The 21,221-nt window shown below is 43.6% G+C and carries 22 protein-coding genes and 1 pseudogene; 10 read left to right on the forward strand and 13 right to left on the reverse strand.

What is annotated here, in order from left to right; genetic code table 11:
* The first annotated feature begins 389 nt into the window (after positions 1-389).
* Both AC3EBE_RS04840 and AC3EBE_RS04845 read left to right on the forward strand, forming a co-directional pair.
* Positions 390-1,529 (forward strand): YibE/F family protein, encoded by a 1,140-nt coding sequence (locus tag AC3EBE_RS04840; protein ID WP_488593874.1) that lies wholly within the window; start codon positions 390-392, stop codon positions 1,527-1,529.
* A pseudogene (locus AC3EBE_RS04845) lies at positions 1,526-2,280 on the forward strand (YibE/F family protein). Before AC3EBE_RS04840 ends, AC3EBE_RS04845 begins: the two are co-directional and overlap by 4 nt.
* 53 nt (positions 2,281-2,333) lie before the next feature.
* On the opposite strand, the gene AC3EBE_RS04850 reads toward AC3EBE_RS04845, so the two are convergent.
* The 3 genes from AC3EBE_RS04850 to AC3EBE_RS04860 all read right to left on the reverse strand — a co-directional run bounded on the left by AC3EBE_RS04850 (position 2,334) and on the right by AC3EBE_RS04860 (position 4,737).
* Complete coding sequence (locus AC3EBE_RS04850) at positions 2,334-3,044, reverse strand: polysaccharide deacetylase family protein (RefSeq protein WP_488593875.1); 711 nt, start codon at positions 3,042-3,044, stop codon at positions 2,334-2,336.
* A gap of 101 nt (positions 3,045-3,145) precedes the next feature.
* Positions 3,146-4,357 carry a TolB-like translocation protein gene (locus tag AC3EBE_RS04855; RefSeq protein ID WP_488593876.1) on the reverse strand — a complete coding sequence of 404 codons (1,212 nt, stop codon included), beginning with the start codon at positions 4,355-4,357 and terminating at the stop codon, positions 3,146-3,148.
* Between the two features lie 131 nt (positions 4,358-4,488).
* A complete protein-coding gene (locus tag AC3EBE_RS04860; protein ID WP_488593877.1) occupies positions 4,489-4,737 on the reverse strand; it encodes a hypothetical protein in 249 nt (82 codons plus the stop codon).
* A gap of 354 nt (positions 4,738-5,091) precedes the next feature.
* On the opposite strand from AC3EBE_RS04860, the gene AC3EBE_RS04865 reads away from it, so the two are divergent.
* Positions 5,092-5,712, forward strand: coding sequence for a hypothetical protein (locus tag AC3EBE_RS04865; protein WP_488593878.1), 621 nt, complete (start codon positions 5,092-5,094; stop codon positions 5,710-5,712).
* A gap of 493 nt (positions 5,713-6,205) precedes the next feature.
* Here the strand turns inward: AC3EBE_RS04865 and AC3EBE_RS04870 are convergent, their stop codons facing one another.
* The 4 genes from AC3EBE_RS04870 to AC3EBE_RS04885 form a co-directional block, all read right to left on the reverse strand.
* Positions 6,206-7,042 carry a uracil-DNA glycosylase family protein gene (locus AC3EBE_RS04870; protein WP_488593879.1) on the reverse strand — a complete coding sequence of 279 codons (837 nt, stop codon included), beginning with the start codon at positions 7,040-7,042 and terminating at the stop codon, positions 6,206-6,208.
* A complete protein-coding gene (locus AC3EBE_RS04875) occupies positions 7,017-7,205 on the reverse strand; it encodes a hypothetical protein (protein ID WP_488593880.1) in 189 nt (62 codons plus the stop codon). Before AC3EBE_RS04875 ends, AC3EBE_RS04870 begins: the two co-directional genes overlap by 26 nt.
* A gap of 123 nt (positions 7,206-7,328) precedes the next feature.
* Positions 7,329-7,961, reverse strand: coding sequence for an NAD(P)H-dependent oxidoreductase (locus tag AC3EBE_RS04880; RefSeq protein WP_488593881.1), 633 nt, complete (start codon positions 7,959-7,961; stop codon positions 7,329-7,331).
* A 252-nt stretch (positions 7,962-8,213) separates the two neighbouring features.
* Positions 8,214-8,465, reverse strand: coding sequence for a YuzF family protein (locus AC3EBE_RS04885; RefSeq protein WP_488593882.1), 252 nt, complete (start codon positions 8,463-8,465; stop codon positions 8,214-8,216).
* A 210-nt stretch (positions 8,466-8,675) separates the two neighbouring features.
* Here AC3EBE_RS04885 and AC3EBE_RS04890 point away from each other — a divergent pair, with 210 nt between their 5' ends.
* A complete protein-coding gene (locus AC3EBE_RS04890) occupies positions 8,676-9,572 on the forward strand; it encodes a carbohydrate kinase family protein (protein WP_488593883.1) in 897 nt (298 codons plus the stop codon).
* 137 nt (positions 9,573-9,709) lie between these two features.
* On the opposite strand, the gene AC3EBE_RS04895 is transcribed toward AC3EBE_RS04890, so the two are convergent.
* Positions 9,710-9,844 (reverse strand): hypothetical protein, encoded by a 135-nt coding sequence (locus AC3EBE_RS04895; protein ID WP_488593884.1) that lies wholly within the window; start codon positions 9,842-9,844, stop codon positions 9,710-9,712.
* A 278-nt stretch (positions 9,845-10,122) separates the two neighbouring features.
* Between AC3EBE_RS04895 and AC3EBE_RS04900 the strand changes: the two genes are divergently transcribed.
* From AC3EBE_RS04900 to AC3EBE_RS04910, 3 genes are all read left to right on the forward strand, one after another.
* Complete coding sequence (locus AC3EBE_RS04900; protein ID WP_488593885.1) at positions 10,123-10,281, forward strand: hypothetical protein; 159 nt, start codon at positions 10,123-10,125, stop codon at positions 10,279-10,281.
* 137 nt (positions 10,282-10,418) lie between these two features.
* Entirely contained in the window at positions 10,419-11,423 is a 1,005-nt protein-coding gene (locus AC3EBE_RS04905; RefSeq protein WP_488593886.1) for a DUF3231 family protein, read from the forward strand.
* A 218-nt stretch (positions 11,424-11,641) separates the two neighbouring features.
* A complete protein-coding gene (locus AC3EBE_RS04910; protein WP_488593887.1) occupies positions 11,642-12,718 on the forward strand; it encodes a Gfo/Idh/MocA family protein in 1,077 nt (358 codons plus the stop codon).
* A gap of 135 nt (positions 12,719-12,853) precedes the next feature.
* Here the strand turns inward: AC3EBE_RS04910 and AC3EBE_RS04915 are convergent, their stop codons facing one another.
* Complete coding sequence (locus AC3EBE_RS04915) at positions 12,854-13,957, reverse strand: AI-2E family transporter (protein ID WP_488593888.1); 1,104 nt, start codon at positions 13,955-13,957, stop codon at positions 12,854-12,856.
* Positions 13,958-14,296: 339 nt separating this feature from the next.
* On the opposite strand from AC3EBE_RS04915, the gene AC3EBE_RS04920 reads away from it, so the two are divergent.
* A complete protein-coding gene (locus tag AC3EBE_RS04920; RefSeq protein WP_488593889.1) occupies positions 14,297-14,752 on the forward strand; it encodes a GNAT family N-acetyltransferase in 456 nt (151 codons plus the stop codon).
* Between the two features lie 195 nt (positions 14,753-14,947).
* Entirely contained in the window at positions 14,948-15,676 is a 729-nt protein-coding gene (locus AC3EBE_RS04925) for a ZIP family metal transporter (RefSeq protein ID WP_488593890.1), read from the forward strand.
* Positions 15,677-16,279: 603 nt separating this feature from the next.
* Here AC3EBE_RS04925 and AC3EBE_RS04930 read toward each other — a convergent pair.
* The gene (locus AC3EBE_RS04930; RefSeq protein ID WP_488593919.1) at positions 16,280-17,689 is read right to left on the reverse strand and encodes a DHA2 family efflux MFS transporter permease subunit; all 1,410 of its coding nucleotides are present in this window, start codon (positions 17,687-17,689) and stop codon (positions 16,280-16,282) included.
* 287 nt (positions 17,690-17,976) lie between these two features.
* Here AC3EBE_RS04930 and AC3EBE_RS04935 point away from each other — a divergent pair, with 287 nt between their 5' ends.
* A complete protein-coding gene (locus AC3EBE_RS04935) occupies positions 17,977-18,483 on the forward strand; it encodes a CarD family transcriptional regulator (protein WP_488593891.1) in 507 nt (168 codons plus the stop codon).
* A 62-nt stretch (positions 18,484-18,545) separates the two neighbouring features.
* Here AC3EBE_RS04935 and AC3EBE_RS04940 read toward each other — a convergent pair whose 3' ends face one another.
* The 3 genes from AC3EBE_RS04940 to AC3EBE_RS04950 form a co-directional block, all read right to left on the reverse strand.
* Positions 18,546-19,001, reverse strand: a complete 456-nt coding sequence (locus AC3EBE_RS04940; RefSeq protein ID WP_488593892.1) for a MarR family winged helix-turn-helix transcriptional regulator — start codon at positions 18,999-19,001, stop codon at positions 18,546-18,548.
* Positions 19,002-19,400: 399 nt separating this feature from the next.
* Entirely contained in the window at positions 19,401-20,213 is an 813-nt protein-coding gene (locus AC3EBE_RS04945; protein ID WP_488593893.1) for a cupin domain-containing protein, read from the reverse strand.
* A 207-nt stretch (positions 20,214-20,420) separates the two neighbouring features.
* On the reverse strand, positions 20,421-20,990 hold the full coding sequence (locus tag AC3EBE_RS04950) for a GNAT family N-acetyltransferase (RefSeq protein ID WP_488593894.1): 570 nt from the start codon (positions 20,988-20,990) through the stop codon (positions 20,421-20,423).
* Positions 20,991-21,221: the final 231 nt, after the last annotated feature.

Genomic DNA, 21,221 nt, shown 5'->3' on the forward strand with positions numbered 1-21,221 from the left:
AATAGGTATGATTTTACCAACATATATTTATAAAAACTCTTGAATGAACCTTTCTATTGCCTCATGCACAAGGTTCCATTTGACTTGCCAAAAACGTTACTGTTAATATAGCGTTGACTATTTCGCCGCTTGGGCTGTTTCAGTATGATGGACTGCTGCCCGGTAACACCCAAGACGTCCTCAGGCCGGCGGACAATCAAACAAGCCCGTTAGCCTTAGCTAGGGTTGGCGAATGGAAGGATTTCATTAAGTTTTATGTATTTGAATGCACATCTTCACTCTACGAAGGTGTTTTTTTATTTTTGGCAAGCCTTGCTCTACTCATGGCTGAAACCCGATTTATTAATCGCCGCTAAAAGTTCTAACTTTATCCATTCTGGAGGTTTAACTTGAAACCGTTCAAAAACGTATTTAAAAGGATGTCTTACAAACAAATATTTGTGTTGTCCCTGTTTGTCCTTTTCATTGTTGCGACCATAGCGTTTGTTCATAACAACCATTTCCTGTATGAACGTACTATAGCAAAAGTCATAGGAACAGAAGTGGTGGACAAAACGGAATTGGAAACGCCGCTTGGAAAAAAGGATGCTCTCTTCACCCAGCGGTTAATTGCAGTAATAAAAAATGGCGAAGAAAAAGGCCAGACCATTCACCTGGTTAACGAATACTCAACTTCCAAAGCGTACGATCATGAATTCGAGGCTGGAGATGAACTTTTCGTTGACATTGAACCGAACATCAATGAAAAAGGAGATTTACAGGGTACCATAAAAGACGTAAAACGTGATAAATATCTGGTGTATGTGGCCTGGGCGTTTGTACTTGTGTTATTGATTGTCGGAAGGAAACAAGGCCTGTATTCGATTATAAGCTTGGTCATCAACGCCCTTCTGTTATCCTATGCTTTAGATGTTTATCTGAGTAACCCCAATTGGAGCCTGTTGCTGATCTGCAGCATTGGTGTTGTTCTTTTTACCGTGATTTCCTTGTTACTCGTTAATGGCCTGAATGAAAAAACCTACGCCGCCATTATTTCGACCCTCCTGGGAACTTTTGCTTCTCTGTTCATCGTCTGGCTGGTCCTTTGGTTAACCTCGGAAAAAGGGCTTCGATACGAAGAACTGCAATTTATAACCCGTCCCTATCGGATGGTGTTTCTCGCAGGGCTGTTCCTTGGATCGCTTGGAGCTGTCATGGACGTTGCCATTACCATGTCCTCTTCCATTTTCAATATGTACGAAAAAAATAACAACATACCTGTTAAAGCACTGATCAAATCCGGTATGGAAATTGGAAAAGACATCATGGGAACGATGACGAATATATTGTTCTTTGTCTATATCAGCGGATCCATTCCCATCCTGATTCTTTATTTTAAAAATGGTTCTCCATTAGGCTTTGCCCTTTCGATGAATCTTTCCCTTGAAATGGCGAGGGCACTGGCTGGCGGAATTGGAATTGTTTTGACCATACCAATCGGTCTCTATGTGACGATCTTTTTTATTAATAGAAAGAGGGCTGGATTATGAATGCTCTAGTGGTGTTAGCCGCCATTTTATTTATGTTGATGGCCCTTATTGAGGCGGAAAAGGAGTACGGTCTTTTTTAGCTATTTTCTTCAATTTCGGCGTTATCTTTGTCACCGTCATGCTCATGAACGACCCTAAAATCAATCCTATTATATTGACTTTGATCGCGTGTATTTTCATCAGCATGATCAATCTCTTTTACATTAGTGAAGTGAACAATACAACAAAAACAGCGTTCATCTCGACCGTGATTTCAACTGTTATCCTGCTTATTTTTATATTTTTCGTATCGGATCAGGCCAGGATCCAGGGCTTTGGGGAAGAAGAGATTCAGGAGCTTGGCATGTTCTCCCTGTATGTTGGCGTTGACTTTGTTAAAATCGCTGCATCGGTTATCATCATGAGCACGATCGGGGCCATTACGGATGCTGCCATTGCAATATCCTCCCCCATGCGCGAGATTCATTATCATAATCCGCAAATGGGCAGGCATGAATTGTTTAAATCCGGATTAAGCATCGGCAAGGATATTTTAGGGACCAGCACCAATACCCTATTCTTCGCCTTCTTCGGAAGTTATCTCGCATTGCTGATTTGGTTCAAAGACTTGTCCTATTCAACAGGAGAAATTATCAATTCGAAGATTTTCAGCGCAGAAATGATCACGATCCTCTGCGCCGGCATTGGCGTTACCCTTGTTATTCCCATCACATCCTGGATTACAGCCTATTTTTCAGTTGCAAAAAAGTGAAAGCAAGGGGACGTATCTTGTGCTTCCTTTGGAAGCACGAGATACGTCCCCTTTTATTTACCTGCATTATACTCCTGGAGTTCATCGACAGTCACGAAGGTATATCCTTCATTCGTCAGTTCTTGTAAAATTTCTTCGACCACCCGGAGTGTCCCATCGGTTTTATCGTACATTGGGTGCAGCAGGATGATCGACCCTGGTTTAATGTTATCTAGGATATTTTTCACTTTATCCTCGGGATTTTTGTAATACGTTTCCGGTTCCAATGTCCACATGATGGTTTCCCGGTTGTGCTTATCCAAATAATACGGCAATCCGATAAGCTTTTTTCCATAAGGAGGCCGGAAGTCGATTTCCCCCTTATACCCTGCTTTCCGGATCAGCTCATCTGTCTTTTCAATTTCCTCTTTGATAAAAGAAGGAGATTTCAGCACCATTCTTTCGTGTGAATAGGTGTGATTGCCGATCTGATGCCCTGCCTCCACCAATTTTTTAGCTTCCCCAGGATGTTCTTTAATATCCCTGCCGATCAGGAAAAATGTTGCCTTAGCCTGGTACTTGTCCAGTAAAGGCAGCAGCTGATCCACATTCTCCGTCGGGCCATCATCAAACGTCAAAGCAATCACTTTCTCTTCCGTTTCAGCCTCGTACGTTAAGCCGCCAAAAAATTGAAAGGTCCGCAGTTTCGTAACTTTAAATAAACCCGCGAATAAAAGAACAATAACAATAAAGCCAATTCCGATAAACATTAATTTCCTCTTCATGCCTGGTACCTATTCTTTCTGACTAATGTAGTTGTATTATAACATGAAGCAGGGGGACGTATCTGGTGCTTCCAAAGGAAGCACCAGATACGTCCCCCTGCTTATTTGAAAAATTCCGGGGCTGATTCAACGTTCTTAATCCATCGATGCTCCCGCCCGCTCAATCCTTCCCGCACCCAAACATTTCTATGGTTACCGTTGGTATTCCTCCTAACCCAGGTAAGATGCTGCCCAACCACCTGCGGATCCTCGTCCAAATCATTCTTCTCTGGAAATGTAATTTGCCTTTGCTCTCCTGTTTTAATGTTGATCGAGTGAAGTGCTGTGAACATCGTTGGGACCGGTCCTTCAGTCCATTCCTTGTTTTCTTTGGCGCGGGCGACGATTACCTCTGCCTCTGTGTACCACTCCAGGCCAAGGTCTACGAAACCGCTTGGTGTGTATTCCTTTTGTTCCCTGAAAATCGGGATGTCGGCGATTTTCGTTTTCTTGTTTTCCACGAAAAACCTGCCTTCGCCTGAGATATAAGCCAGCTGGTTGGCTGTTGGTGCCCACTTTACCCACTCTTTGTAGCCGAGCATTTTCCCGACAACCTGGAATTGATCGCCTTGATTGGAGAGGACACCTAATGTATTGCTGTCCATCGACCAGGAGGCAGTGGGCACTGCGATAAAGCTGACCCACTTGCCATCATGGCTCCACTTAAAGGCGCCGGCAGAGATAGCAAATAAATCAGGTTCATGGGTTTTTATCGTATAAAAATGCTGCATTTTTTCTGAGGCTAGATTGGCATCAACCGGAATTTTATAAAGAGGGATCGGACCCCATCCAGTTGGACGCAGAGCAGATTGCGACGAAGCGATGAATTCTTTCCCATTTGGAAACCATTCAAAACCGCTCACCCCCAGCGAAACATTCTCAAACCCGAGCGGCCGGCCATCCTTCATTTTTGTCACGTTCAGTAACCCCTGGTCGGTATACGCCAATTGATTTTTCACCGGGGACCATTTGAAGTCGGACGTTACAACCCGGACATAAGGCTGGTAGCTATCTTTTTGCTTCGTATCATAAATGTATAAATCCGATTTTTCACCCTGTTCATCCCCATCTATGTAAGCAATGAACCGGCCGTCATAGGACCATTTCGGAGAATGCACATATCGATTCTTTGTTATTTGGATTTCTTCTTCTCCCTTTTTGATCCAAAGCTGGTGGTCGCGGATGAACGCCGCTGTCAGCGGGGCTTCTGCGCTTATGGTGGTTGATACATGAAAAAAGATGAAAGTAAACATGATTAGCATACGGAATTTCAAGACGATCCCTCCTAATGGTAGGTTGTCCTGAGGTTGGACGAAGATTCTTTTTGCGTATGATTTCAGTCCTTTTCCTCAAAAAAAGTGAACCTAGCGGGCAGCTAGATTCATTTTTCATCTACTGTTTGACTTTAGGTTATTACAATATGCGGCTTACTGAAGTGGCTCGTTCCCCCGCCGCCAACCAGCACATAACCGTTCCTCGGGAACAACGCGACCCTCGTCGTGCCATCAGAAAGTATTAAATCTACTCTAGCCTTATTTTCAAGCGCACTATATTTAACATAGCCACTTTTAGTAATCGATGCACTCCAATTATCATCAAACTCCGCCCTTAATACCCGGTTAGAAAAAGTTTGGTTAGTCCTCTGTTTGCTCACGGCCCTCAGCCCTCCCTTGTCATCATGAATATAAAAACCTCTCAATATCATATTCACCAAATAGAAAATTGGAGTGGACAATAGGAGCACGGGGACGTACCCTGTGCTTCTCTTTCCGTTTATATAGGTTTTATCTCAATGTGGTTTCACTATAAATGGGAGCAGTAGATACGTCCCCGTGCTTCCCTCCCGTTCACAATTTATGTGAAGTGCTCTTCACATAATTTGTGTCTGTTGCCAGATAATTCTTTAAATAACAATCAAACAGTTGAAGCAGAAGATACGTCCCCGTGCTTCTGAAACTTTGCAAGGCAGTTCACCGTAGAATAACTATCATATTTTTAAGGAGCTATTATGGCGAAAGTAAAACGGAAGAAGCCTATCGAAACTGTAAAAAGAAGCAGGGTATCTCCTGCTGTATGGATCTCAATTGGATTATCGGTTTCATTTTTGATGATCGCACCTATTATCATGACCATGGAATTTTTCGCGTATTGGGATCAAGGGAATGGACCGTTTATCGTGATTTTCATGAGGGAAGTGTTCCTCACAGGTATATGGGGTCTCGCTTTTCTGCTTTTGGGTTTATTCGTTTCGGTAGGCAGCATTTATATGATTTTAACTAAAAAAGCGCATAAACCCAGGGGATTGATTTTACCAGCGATTCTGCTTTCTGTTATCTTTTTTGGGCTGGCTTATGGTTTTTTGGGACATGATTGGGCTGACCGTGTCAAAGATGCTTTAACGTATATGGATCAGGGGCCATCTAAAGAAGTCATTGTACTTGGAGAATATGAGGTAGATCGGGATTATGGACAATCCAGCGGGCCAACAGAATATCTTTACACAGCTAAAACCGGGGAAACCTACACCACCCATACCATTTTTCCAGTGGACGTGGTGATGGGGGAAGAATATAAAATTCAATACCTTCCAAGAACAAAATACATCATAAGGATCGAGAAGGCAGACTGATGGAAGCACGGGGACGTACCCTGTGCTTCTCTTTTTTCATTACTTTGGATTGAACAAGTGGGGTGCCTTCATAATTGGAAGCAGTAGATACGTCCCCGTGCTTCCCCTCCTTCCACTTTAGGTTTCTATAAAAACGGTTGAACCCTTCATTTTCCACTAACACTGTTTGCACAAAAAAACTGCCAAATTGGCAGCTGGATTTAAAATAAATTCGGTAGCCAGTACGGGCTAACCAATAAATCATTTTTTATTGTTATTCATGTTCACTTTTTCATAGTCCGCTTTCTTCCGCTCGGCATCTTTCTTGAACTCTTCCATCGCCTTGCTGTAAAGCCAGCTCATCTCTTCCACCTCCCGATTTTCCATTTTCACTTTCTATTAGTATGCCTTCCCTCTGGTGTTTAGGTTAAAACTTACCCTTGGCTTTTTTTTAGAAGCACGGGGACGGATCCAGTGCTTCTACAAAGTGAAGCACGAGATACGTCCCCGTGCTTCACTTTCTTCCCCCAAGGACATACATCTGCCCAAGCTCTCCAACTTCTTCAAGGCTAATGATTCCGGCATCAAAAAGTCCCTGGGTCACTTCCCAAAAGTAATAGAGTTTCTGCGCTTTATTCTCGACTCGGCCAGCTGGGTGTGGTAAATAGACGACCTTCAATTCAGGTGCCAGCTTTTTCAGCCACTTCTTTACACTTTTACTAAAAGCAAACACAACCCTCGGCTGCACGATCTCGATTTCTTTTTTCAAAATCGTTTCGTAACAATTCATGATGCACTCATTTGAAAAATGGGCCAGCCCTCTGAATTGGCCGGCATCATTGTTCAGTCCGCATTTAACGAGATTGGTAATATAGGCGTTTTTCAGCTTGAAAGTATTAATCATGCTGAGTACCAGGCTGCCGTAATTTTTCCCCTTCTCAAATTTCTCAGGGAACTCGATGTATCGATCCTTTTCTTTATGAATCCAGTACCATTCCTTAACCGGTTTTTTCGTCACTTCATTATATGTAAAAGGCGTATATTTCTGGTCCTCACCTGCCGGACTTTCAAAGACAAACATCACCGGCTGTTCATGCCATGTTGAAGTATCAACAGTAAAGCCCTTTTGAGCTTCAATAAAATCAGCTGTATGTGTGCCATGTGACACCGTGGACAGCTTGAATTTAGGATTTTTAATAGAGTAATGGCAGTTTTTTTCCTCACATGATGTACAAAAACCTTCTATCTGGTGTCTCTCATTTTCGAAGTATTCACTGACCGAATAGGCTCCCTGTTTACTTTTCACCTTAAGCACTTTATTAAAATTAAGTTCCTTTAATCCATCTATCATTGCACTGCTTCCCCATTTCTTCATAATACCCGCAGAACTCACTGCACACCCAGGCAGGATAAATTGTCTCTATTTCCAGCGACCCATCAGAACACTCCGTAATCGCCTCAGCTGCATCCTCCATCATCCTGCTGCCGCACCTCGGGCAAAGCTCTTTAAGCATCCGCGCCCCTCCTTGCCGATTTATATTAAATATATCGGATCACGGGGACGTACCCTTTGCTCCTTTTTTAGGGGAAAATAACTTTCCGCTAAAAAAATGGAAGCACGAGATACGTCCCCGTGCTTACTTCAATGTCATGAGTCGCTGCTTCCATTCTTCTATGTACTGCATTCTCGTTTCCTCATCCGCGCCCGCCGGGAATAGAAAGGGATCGAGTACGGTCATTCCACAATAGTAGAGCTTCTCATGCTGGATGTTGAACAATCGTTCTTCGACCTTCCCTTTTATTCCGGTTTCCCCGTACTCTGAAAGATCCTCCGCTCCATGTGTCACGGATACGATTGCCTTTTTCCCTTTTAAGTTGCCTTCATCATATCTCCCTGGCCCATACGCAAAGCTGTATGAAAAAATCCGGTCAAACCAGCCCTTCAGAATCGCCGGAGCATCCGTCCACCACATTGGATATTGAAAGATAATCAAATCTGCCCAGGTGACGAGTTTTTGCTCTTCGACGATATCAGCTGAGAAGGTATTATTCTTCAACGCGTGGTATTGCTCGGAAATATAATTGAAACGCGTTGTATTTTTCAGGACAAGGAAATCATCCTGGTCAGCAATTGCCTTGAATTTTTTTGCATATAAATCTGAAACCAACACCTTATGACCGTTCTCTTCCAGCACCTCAACCGCTATATCTTTAAGTGCCCCATTTAACGATCGACCATCCGGATGAGCGAATACGATAAGAACATTCATTTACTAGTCTCCTTTAAATACAATCTTTAGCTAGTACTTCTCATAAATATTCTATATCGATCGGCACCGTTCCTCCTGAAAGCACGGGGACGGATTCAGCGCTTCTTCTATAACCAGAAGACACAGATGGCCCCACTGCTTCTTTAACACTTGGGAAGCAGTGGGACGGATCCGCCGCTTCTTCTCACTCCTAGCAAATCCCTCAGAAAAAACAGCGGAAGCACAAGGTACGTCCCCGTGCTTCCCCCTCCATCAAGACTCTGGCATGATCCAGACGATTTCCTGTATCCGGACAAAGAAGGTGGAGTCGTACTCCTTGATCACCACATGGTCTGGCTTGGCATCCGCGACTATTCCGCTGACGGAGCCGCGTGTTGTATCAATGACCACCCTTTTTCCAATAAGGCCGTGAAGAGCCGAATATACAAAAGGCTCAACGACTACTACTTGTTTAGGTCCACCGCCTGCCACACCTTGCGGATACATTCCGTTGCGATACATCATCTTCCTTCCCCCTCCAAATGCCGCCATTTATCCTGGTTATTTTATGACCATCTGGCTCGGCTTGTTCCGCACAGCAAGGGTCGCACTAAAAAAAAAGAGAAGCATAAGAAACGTCCCCGTGCTTCCCAAACACCCGGAGCAGCTGATAAGATATTCGTAAAAAAGGGTTATTCCTGCCCACTTTTTCCACACTGGAAAGGAGCCGAATTTTTGAAAAAGCAAGGGGTTACTTCAATAGGCGAGGCAATTGTTGATTTTGTCGCAACGGATTCATCAAACACTGCGTTCCAGCGTTCATTAGGGGGAGCTACTGTAAATGTAGCCGTCGGGGTCAGAAGGAACGGCATTCCCTCTTATTATCTGTGTAAGCTGGGCACAGATGAAACAAGCAGGTTTGCAGAAGAAAATATGAAGAAAGAAAATGTGGATGTTTCCTTTTGTTCGCATCACCCAGGCAAAAACATCTGCTCGGTTTACATTCACTTGAATCAGCATGGTGACCGGCAGTTCCATTCGTACATAAACGAAACTCCCGATGAGTGGATCACCGCAGAAGAGCTCGATATACAGCCATTCATGAAAAGCAGGATCTTCTATTTTGGCTCTGGCACTCTGTTTCACCCGATAGCAAGAAAAACGACCGATCAGGCCATTCAATATTCCAACGAAGCCGAATTAAAAATAGCCTTTGATACCAACATCCGCCTGAAACGCTGGGAAAGCGAGAATCAGTGCAGAGAAACAATTTTATCCTATGTAAAAAAAGCAGATATCGTAAAAATGGCTGAAGAAGAGTTGTTATTTTTAACAGCTTCCGAAACCCCCGAAGAAGGGTTGAAGCAAATAGGTAAAATGGGTATCCCATACCTTTTTATCACAAAAGGAAAGGACGGAGCGTGTGCGATTCACAACAATAAGATAGTGCAGGTTCCCGGAATTCGCGTTAAGGCCGTCGATACAACAGGCGCCGGCGATGCCTTCATGGCCGCCCTGCTATCCTGCTTCCACGACAGCGGAACTCCTCAGGACGAAGAACAATTATTGCACTATACGCAAATTGCCAACAAAGCCGGGGCCAACTCCACCACAAAGTTCGGATCATTATAGAAGCCAAGCGCCTCACTAATGCCAGAAGTAAAGCGCCTCACATTTGTTTCTTGGAAGCAAAGGGGACGTACCCTTTGCTTCTTTTTCCTGCCATTTTAAATAAACGGAAGCACAAGGTACGTCCCCGTGCTTCATTATTATTTCAGCTTTGCGAGCTTGTTTGTGATTTCGTTGATTTCTTTTTCTACTTCGTAGAGATTCTTCTGCATTCTCTCCCTGCGGGCTGTCAGAACGCTAAGCTGTTGTTTTAGTTCTTCTTTCTTCTCACTCATTCCGCTTTGTCCTCCAATATCTTTGTAAAATAAATCCCGGACTCTAATAAAAGCCGATTCTGCCCGGCCTTTGAAGACCCTGGTGCAATTAGGTCCCTCTTTTTGAGAAAGCCTTTCTTATTATATACAGTTATTTCGCATAGGCGGCACTTTTTGATTTTTTTAAAAGTTTCCATTCATCTCAAGTTAGATCTTATTTCGTACTAACCCCCTTCGAATCCTCAGAACATAATGAAAGTTTTTTTGTAAATAATATAACTGTAAAAAGGAGGGTTTATATGCAAAAGAATCAACAATCTAACTCGAATTTGGATTCTGTTATGAAACCAGGATTTTCTGGAACTGACGCACAAAATGTAAAACAGCAAATCCAAAAAGATGTAAGTGCAGGAGTAGGCGCCATGACCTCCCGAGAGGCAGGAGCAATGAGAGATTAACCAACACAGGGACGGTTCTTCCGATGTCTCAAAGTAATTTATGTAACCGTCCCGCAAAAAAGAAGCAGTAGATCCGTCCCCGTGCTTCAAGTTCATATTTTTTCTAAATAAGGAAATAATACTTTTGAGGTGAAATCATGGACAAGGATAATTTAAAACTTACTTCGTCTGAAATTGGTTCGCTTTGGGGCGAATATGTTAACGGGACGATGATCGATACTGTAAATCGTTATATGTATTCAATTATTGAAGATGAAGCAATCAAAGCAGTTTTTGATGATGCAATCAAGACATTTGAAAAGCAAAAGAAACAATTGGCTACATTTTTAGAGAACGAAGGTTTTCCAGTTCCGATCGGATTTGGTGAAGCCGACTTAAATAAAGGTGCACACAGACTTTTTTCAGATATTTTCTGTTTGAACTATCTACATATCATGACGCTGCATGGTTTAATTGGTCATATCACTGCTCTCGGAGTCTCTGTCCGGAAAGATTTAAGGGAGTTTTACGATGCCTGCGATAACGACGCAAAAAAAATGTACCACCAGACGATTGAGCTCTTGCTGGAGAAGGGGAATTTCCAGAGGGACCCTTTATTTTACCCTTCAAAGAGCCCTGAATATATCAGTAGCAGAGATTTTACAGATGGGCTTTTCGGAAAAGGAAGAAGTTTATCCGCAACAGAAATTATTAGTATTTCTTTTAACATTAAAAAGGGCATTATGGCAAAAACTCTTGCTATCGCCTTTAGTCAAGTTGGTCAGTCAAAGGAAGTGAAAAAATTTTTTGCGGAGACGGAGAAAACCTCTGATCATCAAATCCAAACCCTTTCAAAAATCTTGCACGAAGACAATTTACCAGTTCCCCGATCTTGGGAAACAGAAGTCACAACTTCAACGGACTCTCCTTTCTCAGATAAACTTATGTTATATCATACCGGCTTCCTGTTCCAGGCCGCTCAAGTTTACCAGGGTACCGGTTTAGCATCCGCCATGCGGACAGACCTCATCACAACGTATGAAGGTATAATTTTAAAAAATTTAATTCTCACAAAAAAATGGTTCGATATCATGGAAAAAAACAAATGGCTCGAACAGCCACCACTCGCCCCAAACAGAAAAGAAATCGCAGACCACAGCTAGCCAAGCCTGAAGCAGGGGGACGTACCTTCTGCTTCTTTTTTTTGCGTGCCTTTGTTCCCCGCTGAAGCACAGGGACGTACCCTCTGCTTCATTTTTTCAGATCTGTTCCCCGGCAATATTACCATTAAGCAAATTGAAACAGAAGAAACGTCCTCGTGCTTCCAATAATCTTCCACAGGATTTAATATAAAGCTATGAATATATTAAGGGGTGGTATTTTGGAAAAGTTTAGAGTTGGGATTATCGGGACTGGTTTTGGTGCGAAAGTTCATGCGCCTATGATGGCCCATCATGAAGGGTTCGAGGTTGCTGCTATTGCGAGCGTATCAAGGGGCAATATCGAGGAGGCACGCAAGGTCAGTGGAATCGAAAATGTTTATACTGACTGGCGGCAAATGCTTGAACAGGAAGATTTGGACATTGTAGTAGTTGCTTCTGCTGTGAATTTTCACAGAGAAATGGTGGCGGCAGCCTACAAAAAAGGCGTTCATGTAGTATGTGAAAAGCCAATGGCCTTAGACACCGAAGAAATTAAAGAGATGCTGAAAGAAAGAGACGATGCAGGCAAACTAGGCATCATCAACCATGAATTCCGCTTCCTTCCGGCCCGAACCAGGGTTAAAGAAATTATCGACAGCGGCAGACTCGGGGAAGTTTTACATATCCGCTACCTTTGCTCGTTTGCTAATTACACAGCCCTTATTTCGAAACCGCGCGGCTGGCTGGGGCAGGAGGAAAAAGGCGGCGGAATGCTCGGGGCAATCGGCTCCCATATGACAGATTCCCTCCACTGGTGGCTGGACAGCACATTTAAAGAAGTATTCGCACAGCTGCCGATCCATGTACCAGTTCAGACTGATGAAAACGGAAATTCAGAAAAAAGAACAGCAGATGATGCATTCCAAATCATCGGCACCCTTGAAAACGGGGCTACCGTAACCCTTGAACTCATATCAGCAGCACGCCAGACTGATCACACCTGGCGCCTTGAAATTTTCGGCACGGAAGGCACCCTGGTTATGGTTGATGACAAGCAAGTGCTGCTATCTGCCGGAAATGCTCCACTTGAAGAAGTTGAATTGGTGCCGGATTTAGAAGCACCTGCAAGCATGCCTCAGGTTGCAGCACGGTACTATAACGGATTCCAAAGAGCTTTGGATGCCCTACACGAAACCCTTGTATCCGGAGAGAAACACCCGTACCTGGCCGACTTTGAAAATGGATATACCACCCAAAAAGTCTTAGATGCCGTAAGAAATTCCGCACGCGAAGGCAGAAAAATAGAAGTGAAGTAAGCATAGGGACGGTTCTTGCGCTTCCGTCAGGTGAAGCATGGGGACGGTTCTCCTGCTTCCGTTAGATGAAGCACAGGGACGTACCTCATGCTTCCGTCTTATCAAAAAAGAAGCACAGGGTACGTCCCCGTGCTTCTACACTTCTCCGGCGGTTTTGTTGGCTCTTTTTCTTGCTCTTAGGAACCGGACTAGATTTAAGATGATGGTTTTGGTTACTGCGTATGTTGGTACGGCCAGTACCATCCCTAGGATCCCTGCCAGGTTTCCGGCTGCCAACAGTATGATGATAATCGTTGCCGGATGGGTATCCAATGTTTTTCCTAATATCATCGGAGATAAGAAATTACCTTCGATTTGCTGAGCGACAAGGATCACCACTACTACCAGCAATGCCTTCGTTGGCGAGTCAAAGAACGCTACAATCAACGCTGGCGCCCCGCCAAGGATAGGCCCTACATATGGAATGATGTTTGTGAATGCGACGATCAGCGCCATGATCAACGCATAGCGCAAATCGATAATCATATATCCGATAAACGCTAAAATCCCCACGAATGATGCGACCGTCACCTGCCCCTGAATGTACGCAGACAGAGTCTCTCCTGTTTCTTTTAAAATTTTCAGCCCCTCATCCCGATAATCCTTTGGAATGAATCTGGAAACTGCCTGGGGGAATCTATGTCCATCCTTGAACATGTAGAACAGCAGGAACGGTACGGTCACAAGAATGATCGCGATATTGGTGACGATCCCGAAAAGGCCTTTCAATCCGTTCGTAAGCTTATTCGGAAGTGTGTTCGCATACTCTATTACGCGCTCCTGTACCGTATCAATCATCTCGCGCTGCTCATCCCTGAATTCCTTGAACTCCGAAGACTGAGCAACATCATAAAGAAAATCAGTCGTCTTATTTGCAAACATAGGCAGATCATTAGCCAGTTCAGAAGCCTGCTTTGATATCGCCGGCACTAAACTTCCAATCGCCAATACGAGAAGACCCCCAAACACCACATAAATGATCAATATGGCAATCGCCCTTGGAAGTTTCTTTCGTTCCAAAAAATTAACCACAGGATTCAGCAGGAAATACAGGAATCCGGTGATGAGGATCGGAAAGAACACAGTCGAGATAAAAATCCCAATAGGCTCAAACAAAAAGGAGATCTTTGTAGAAACAAAGATAATCGTCAAAATAAGCAAAATTTGAATCAGCCAAAATTGAACTTTAGATTTTTTCAAAGTATGTACCTCATAGTATAAATTATTTGGAAAAAGCCCTTCTTAACACCAAAGGGCGGCTTTAACCGTTATTACCTTTAATTATATCATCATTTGGATTTTTCTCTAATTAAATCTCATTAGCACTAGGCTGAGAAATACAGCTCTCTCCTTGCCTCCTGTTTTCCTTCTTTTGCATTTAATGAAACATTATCCCCACCTATAATTATTGCGGATTTTGAAGCTTATGTTCTATTGAATGTCGATAACCCATTAAAATGACAAGTCTATGAGGTACAAAAAAACTCATTGTCCATTTTTAAAAATAAAGTCATAATTTAAAATAAAACGGAGGCCCATATGGAAATTAAAATCGATGACCTGACAAAACCAGAAGTCATTTCCCTGATCAACGAGCACTTGCACGGGATGACACTTCACTCACCGCCAGAAAGCATCCATGCCCTGGGGCTGGAAAAGCTGAAAAAACCCGAGATCACCTTCTGGACCGCCTGGGATGGCGACCAGCTGATGGGCTGCGGTGCATTGAAACAACTAGACCCCCAGCACGGCGAACTAAAATCGATGAGGACTGCGTCCGCACATCTGCGAAAAGGCGTGGCGCAAGCATTGCTGGAACACATCATCAAAGAAGCACAGCAGCGCGGCTATACCAGACTCAGCCTCGAAACAGGCTCAATGGAAGCATTCGCCCCCGCCAGGAAACTCTATGAAAAATACGGCTTCCACTACTGCCAGCCATTCAGCGACTACACAGAAGACCCAAACAGCCTCTTCATGACACGCACATTGTAGAATGAAGCACAGGGACGTACCCTGTGCTTCATTCTTTTTACATTTTCATTCGAGAAACCCCTTAAATGGAAGCATGAGATACGTCCCCGTGCTTAATTTCATTCGAAAAGTGGAAGCATAAGAAACGTCCCCGTGCTTCACACGTTTGTTTTGAAGGATAATGGGTAGTTTTTTAGAAATGAGAGGAGTGTGGCTATGTGGCATGCAGCTATGTGGGGAGCGGTTTCGGGGTCGGCGGTTCTGCTTGGGTCCCTCGTCGCTATGTTTTTCTCTCTCCCCAAAAAAGTGATCGGCTTTATCATGGCATTTGGAACGGGCGTCCTGATCGGTGCTGCTTCCTATGAGCTTATCGGCGAGGCTGTGCAAACGGGCGGCATCCGCTCTACCGCTATCGGATTCCTAACAGGTGCTGCCGTTTTCACTATTTTTGACTTAATCGTCTCCAAAAAAGGGGCATCGCACCGAAAAAGGTCCGGAACTCAGGCTGCTGAGAGTGCAGGCATCGCCCTATTCATCGGCACGGTCATCGATGCCGTCCCAGAGTCAATCATGATCGGCGCAAGCCTTCTTGAACAAAAATCGGTTAGCATCCTTCTCGTAGTCGCCATTTTTATCAGCAATATTCCAGAGGGACTTTCCAGTACGGCCGGGATGAGAAAAAACGGATACTCTAAAATCAAGATTCTTATTATGTGGATTTCCGTCCTGCTCATCTCCACCATTGCCTCCTGGGGTGGTTTCTTTTTCCTCGAAGGTGCGTCAAATGCCCTCATGGCCGGGATATCGGCATTTGCCGGCGGAGGCATTATCGCCATGATCGCCTCAACGATGATGCCCGAAGCCTTCGAAGAAAGCGGTCCCATAACAGGCCTCATCACAGCCCTTGGCCTGCTGGCATCCATCATCCTAAATCACTTCGCCTAAAAAGAAGCAAAGGGACGTACCCTTTGCTTCTCTCTTATTTACCCATTCGTTTAAAACGGAAGCAGCAGATCCGTCCCTGCGCTTCTCTCATAAAAAGGAAGCACGAGAAACGTCCCCATGCTTCTCATATAAAAAGGAAACACGGGAAAGTCCCCGTGCTTCCGCAAAAACCGCTATCCATTCAAATAGAGATACACAATTAAAAAGATGATAAGCCCAATCATGAAAATAGAACCAAGACTCGCGCTATATACCACATAAACCTTTATATGAAGAAACACATGAACAATCAGAACTATAAGCAAACAGAATAGCAAAAAGAGAACGATATTCAAATTTTTATTCCTATACAAAAGATCAGCACCTTATAGTTCCAAATTAAAAAGCATTGTCCATATTCTTTATATATTTGAACTTTCCCTACTTTATTCATGTTTACTTTGGAAGCACGGGGACGTACCCGGTGCTTCTTTTTGAAGGCGTTTGGTAAACCCAGTGGAAGCAGTAGATCCGTCCCCGTGCTTCTATGAAATGATGAAAATGGAAGCAGTAGATCCGTCCCCGTGCTTCTCGAAAACAGAAGCATGAGAAGCATCCGTGTTTCTACGCTTGTGTTTTTTTGATGAATATTGATAATGCCACGTTCACCAGGGCTAATACTAGGCTGATGGTAAACACGACGGAGGATCCGGTTGCTGCTGCCATGGTTGGTTCATCGCCGGTTGTGGCCAGGTAGTTTTCCTGGCTGGCTGATAAAATGGACACCATGACGGCAATCCCAATTGCGCCTGCGACTTGCTGGATGGTTTGCGTTAATGCGATTCCATCAGGATAATATTTTTTCGGAAGCGAGTTCAGTGTATTGGTTTGCACGGAAGCCAGCACCGCTCCTATTCCGAGCATCATGACAATATGCGTGACAATAATCAGCCACAATGCCGTATCTGTTCCAAACTGTGAATATAATCCATATCCGATGGCCACAAGGATGGTCCCAGGTGTAATGACCGCTCTCGGACCGTAGTGATCGAATAAACGGCCAATGACAGGAGCCAATACACAGTTGAGCAGGCTTCCTGGCAAGAGGATTAGTCCTGTTGTAAAAGCAGCAACGACCAAGGCCATTTGCATATACATCGGCAAAATCACAAGCATGGAAAGCATATTAAAGAATGTTATGAAACTCATAATGACGCCAAGGACGAACAGCGGGTACGTAAAAGCCTTCAGATTCAGCATCGGATGTTCCATTTTCGTTTGCCGGACCGCAAAAACGACGAGCGCTGCCAAGCCAACAATAATCGATCCAATAACCACAGGACTTGTCCATCCTGTGTGCTCCCCGCCTGCACTGACTCCGTAAACCACACCGCCAAAACCTATCGTAGAGAGAATAACAGAAGCTATATCAATTGAAACTTGACGCACTTCATTTACATTCGGCACAAAAACCATCCCGAAAAGAAGTGAGAACAATAAGAACGGAATGGTAACCCAGAAAATCCAGTGCCAAGATAAGGTATCCAGGATCAAGCCCGCGACTGTTGGGCCAAGTGCCGGCCCCGCCAGCATCACCAAGCCCATTACCCCCATCGCCGAGCCTCTTTTATTTGGAGGAAAAATAGTAAAAATAACATTTTGCGTCAGTGGCAAATTAATCGCTAATCCAGCAGCCTGTATGATCCGCCCCGCTAATAGAACTGGAAACACCGGTGCTGCAGCTGCTATAACTGTTCCAATGATCGAGAGCGATATTGATGTAAAAAACATCTGTCTCGTTGTGAATTTTTGCATCAAAATGCCTGTGACCGGCACTAAAATCCCTAACGTAAGGAAGTATCCAGTTGCCAGCCACTGAATGGTTGTTGCATGGACAGCAAAGATTTCACTTAATTGTCCTAAAGCGATATTCAATGCCGTTTCGCTAAAAAGCCCCACAAAGCCTGCCACTAAAAGGGCGGCCATGATCGGGCCAGGTTTTACTTGCTGTTTCGTTAATGATTCAGGCATGATTTTTTTGTTCGCGATCACACCTGTTTTAATTTGTGTATTCATCGATTAATCTCCTTCATTTCATTTATAAAAAATACTGCCTTCGTACATACGCAACAAAAGCATGATTGCTGAAAAGATTAATCCCAATTTCCATTTACAGCACGGTCCTTCTTCCGCCGTACACCCCCACATACTGACGATTTGTCCACTATATCAAAAAATTTTTCCTATAGTCAACTTGGTTGACAAAATTTTTAAATGTGATATAATCAACTTAGTTGACAATATATGCTGGGGGCGAAGAATTGTATAACATTGGAGATTTGATCATTTATTCCGCACATGGCATTTGTAAAATTGATGATATTTGCGAAAAAACTATTTCAGGCAGCACAAGAACGTATTATGTCCTGCATCCGATCGATAACAGCAAAAATCTATCCATCAGCATTCCTATCAATAACGATAAAGTCACTATGCTTGACCTGCTTAATAAGGATGAAGCGCAAGAAATCCTAGAATCCTTTAACGAGCCTGGGGTTAAGTGGAGCGACAAACCTAACCAACGATACTCCATGTACAACGATATTATTCATTCAGGCGACCGGAAAGAAATTGCTAAAGTGATCAATACGCTTCTGTGGAAGCAGAACGAAGCTGAACTTAATGACAAAAAGCTGTACGAACAGGATAGGAAAATTCTAGAAACGAACCAAAGTATTCTTTTTAAAGAAATGGCTCTTTCCTTGAACACAACCATGGAAGCCATTAACGAAATGGTCCAAAACCGAATCAAGAAGCAGCTGCATTAACTTTTAAAAGTATAGAAAAAGCGCCCATGCCAGCAATCTGACATGGGCGCTTTCACTTATAGCTAGATTCCCCAATCTAACTTCAAAAGGTCTTTAAGCAGTTTCACCTGCTCAACACCGATACTTTCTGCGATTTGTTTCTCCAGCTGGGATTTCAGAGCCTCGTTTTTCTCATAGCATTCCACACCCAAAGCCGTTAACTGAATGCACTTTTCTTTCTTATTGTCTTCTACATTTTGAATTTCCACTAATCCTTTAGCAGAAAGATTTTTAATAAACTTATGGATCGCCTGGCGCGAAATCTCAACATTCCTTGTCACATAAGAAATTGTAGGCCGCTTTTTATAAATCCTGGCCATGATATACCATTCAGAATTCGAAATATAAATCTCACTCTGTTCGTTCCACGCCTTCTCCGCGATTTTCCGCACCAAAGTATGACGCTCGCTCAACAGATCAATCAAGTCCAAATTTTGCAACGCAGGGCTCGAAGCCATCCGACCACTCCAATCTTCCATCTTCGCACCCTACTATACAAAATCCCCAATACCATGTCAACCAGGTTTACGGAAGCACGGGGACGTACCCTCTGCTTCAGCTAACCACATCACGGGAGCACGGGGACGTACCCTCTGCTTCCGCCATATTACATGGTCACTTTCGTTCACCTGCTTACTATAGAAATCAATAGCATCCTCGTACTTTTGTTTTGGATGAATAAAGAAGCATGAGAAACGTCCCCATGCTTCTCCCGGGTGAAAGTGGAAGCAAGAGAAGCGTCCCCATGCTTCTCCCGGGTGAAAATGGAAGCATGAGAAGCGTCCCCGTGCTTCTCCCGGGTGAAAATGGAAACAAGAGGAGCGTCCCCGTGCTTCTCCCGGGTGAAAATGGAAGCAAGAGGAGCGTCCCCGTGCTTCCTACAGATTTTTGCTTTCCTGCAGCAGTTTGGATTTGCCTGACCGCTCCCATTCTTCTACGGTTTCATAGGCTTTTTCAGGGGTATATCCTTTTCCTACAAGCACGCCCATAAGGATGAACTCTTGGAGAATGTGGACGGCGTTGATGCCTCTTTTTACATCCTCCAATCCTTCCTGCACCAGAAATTCCGTGTGTTGCACCCATTCGTCTGGAGTTTTCCCAAAAACTTCTGTATTCCCGTTTGGCCTGCCTCCTTCTCCAGCCATTGCATCTGCCTTGGTCTTATGGACTGTACCAAATGGCTGGTTAGGCGGCGCATAGATAGAGTAGAGTTTTAGCGGAATATTTCCTGTATTGGTCACATTATGCCAGGTTCCGGCAGGGATCATGATCGCAAAATCATCGGCTGCATTTTGCTGGAAGGTCAGATTGTCTTTAGTTTTCCCCATCTGGACAATACCCTGGCCTTGCTCGATCCGTAAAAATTGGTCAACCTCAGGATGGATTTCCAATCCAATATCGTCGCCCACATCGATGCTCATCAGCGTGACCTGCAGATGCGGCCCGGTCCATAATGCTGTGCGATAAGTATTATTTTGCTTCGTGGCTTCATTAATATTAACAACATATGGATTAGGCCCGTAATCCTTTAAATCAATCGCTCTAATGAAGTTTGAATAGCGGTAAAAATGATCAGCCTGCTGCACCCCATAAGGGTAAGCCCACTGGGCAGACTGCCCGCCATTGTTGTACACCGAATCATTCACATAATTAGGGTATTGATTCGGATACCCATAAGGAACATAGTACATATATGTCAATCCCTTCAAAGTTTCTCAACATATCCTATGCACTAGTTGTGGGTTGGTAACCCAGGAAGCACAGGGACGTACCCTGTGCTTATTTTGGGTAAAAATGTCTGCGGATTTATATGCTGAAGCCATAAAAAAAGACAGATAAATAACTATCGGTCCCTTTGTATCCATATCAGCTCCAACTAACGCTTTTTCATAATATTATCACTTCACATTTTTAAAATAATCCTCCTGAAGAAGCCCATAGACAGCACAATCCTTATAATTATTCTTTGCATTTCGAATCATGTGCTTAATGGTTCCTTCTTGTTCCATTCCAACTTTACGCATTATTTTTCCTGAGGCTGGATTGTCAGTATTATGTGCTGCTGATATTTTGTGAATGTTCATATGACTAAAGCCAAATTCAATGACAGCTCTTAATGCCTCTGTTCCATATCCTTTGTTCCACCAGGTGTAACCGATTGAATAACCTACTTCACAATTCTCAGTCATACTATCAAAATTGAATAAATCAATAGCTCCAATCAATTCACCACTTGCTTTCAGTTCTATACCCCAATAACAGAACTCCTGGGTATCATATTTACTTACGATTTCTGTTACCCTCTCAATAGTTTCCGTTACAGAATTGTGTGCTCCTTTTATAAGATTATCCATTACTCGATCATCTGAAAGCCAATGGTCAAATATACTTTGAGCATCTGAAAGTTCAATCTTCCTAAGAACTAATCGATCCGTTTCTAATCTCGGTGTACCAGAATAATGAATCATTTTCTCACCCACCTAACCAAATCATATCAATCAATAATCTTTTCTTCACCTTACTCTGAAAATCCTTCTTACCTAAACTGCTTACGTTCAAGTGTATAACTTCACAAAATAACTTAAACAAAACGTTTAACGTAATTAAACGCACAGCAAATCAATTTTTTCTGTGCACTTTCAGACGTGAATTCACTCAGATCTTGTTTGATAATTAAGTTGCAAATTGGTGTGTGAATG

Source organism: Mesobacillus sp. (assembly GCF_057785455.1).